Raw genomic sequence first — 1,658 nt, 5'->3', positions numbered from 1 at the left:
GAAGGTTCATTTGAAGTCAACGTATTGGGTAACGACAGTGATGTTGATATCGGCGACAGCTTAGATGTGAGCAGTGTGACGGTTGTCAGTGCACCAAGCAACGGGCAAACTCAAGTAACCGCAACGGGGGCAATCATTTACACCGCCAATGCAGATTACTATGGTGACGACAGCTTTACTTACACAGTTAAAGATAGCAATGGCGCGATATCTAACCTTGCTACTGTCACCATGACCGTGAACCCAGTCAATGATGCGCCGGTGGCACAAACGCAAACCCTTAGCCTTGATGAAGATGCAAGCTTATTGATCACATTGCTTGCGACAGACATCGAAAATGACAGCTTAACTTATCGCATTGATACTGATGTCGCACACGGAACGCTAGTTCAACAAAGCAGTGATAGTTGGTTGTATTCAGCTGCGGCAGATTATAACGGCAGTGATAGTTTCACGTTTGTAGCCAATGATGGTGCGTTAGATTCAGCTCCTGTTAGTGTTAACTTAACCGTTAATGCTGTAAATGATGCCCCTGTTGCCAGCGCTGCAGCGGTGTCAGTAAATGAAGATACGCCACTGACTATCAACCTTACCGCCAGCGATATCGAAGGCGATACCTTAACGTATCAAATAAGCAGTCAGCCACAAAATGGCCGTGTTACATTGACTGGCTCGCAAGCAATATACCAAGGTGAGAGTGACTTCTTTGGCACCGATAGCTTCAGCTTTGTTGCTAACGATGGTAGCGTGGATTCAGCACCAGCGGTGATCACAGTGACCGTGAGCAGTGTTAATGATGTGCCAGTGATCAGCGGTTCACCGACTGTGTCAGTGAGTGAGAAAATCGCTTATAGTTTTGCGCCAACGGCAACTGACACCGAGGGCGATAACTTAACCTTTAGCATCAGTAATAAACCAAGTTGGTTGAGTTTTGATAGCAGTACCGGGTTGCTCAGTGGTACCGCTGGTAACGGCGATGTGGGTGTGTACAGTAATATTGTGATCAGTGTCAGCGATGGCATGGGTACGGCGAGCTTACCGGCATTTAACTTAACGGTGATCAACGTCAATGACGCACCAACAATTGGTGGTGTTCCTGCATTAAATGTTGATCAAGATACGTCTTATAGCTTTACCCCAACAGCCAGCGATATTGATGGCGACAGCTTAACCTTTAGTATTAGCAACAAGCCGAGCTGGGCAAACTTTGATAGCAGCACTGGGCAGTTGTCAGGTACGCCAAGTAATGATGATGTCGGCGTAAATAACAACATTATTATTTCAGTATCAGACGGCGCGATTACTACAGCACTGAGTAGCTTTAATCTCACCGTTAAGAACGTTAACGATGCACCGACAATCAGTGGTACACCGAACACCACGGTAAGCGAAGACAGTCAGTATCAGTTTACGCCATCAGTGCGTGATATTGATGGTGATAGCCTCAGTTTCAGCATCATTAATAAGCCAAGTTGGGCAAGCTTTGACACCAGCACGGGCGAATTAGCGGGCACGCCACAGAACGAGGATGTGGGCAGCTACGCGGCTATTACTATCAGTGTTAACGATGGCACAGATAGCGCCAGTTTAACGCCATTTACATTAGAGGTAACCAACACCAATGATGCGCCGGTAGGGCAAAACTTCGCGTTTAACCT

The 1,658-nt window shown here is 46.9% G+C and carries 1 protein-coding gene; it reads left to right on the top strand.

Annotated features, from left to right (window positions below; translation table 11 throughout):
* Positions 1 to 1,658, top strand: a 1,658-nt coding sequence (locus H5203_RS22435) for a cadherin-like domain-containing protein (RefSeq protein ID WP_182820371.1), incomplete at both ends; no start/stop codon positions are given.

The sequence above is a fragment of the Pseudoalteromonas sp. SG41-1 genome, from assembly GCF_014164575.1.
GTDB lineage: Bacteria > Pseudomonadota > Gammaproteobacteria > Enterobacterales > Alteromonadaceae > Pseudoalteromonas > Pseudoalteromonas rhizosphaerae.
Note: the sequence above shows the minus strand (reverse complement) of the source record. Positions and strands in the feature narration are given on the sequence as shown.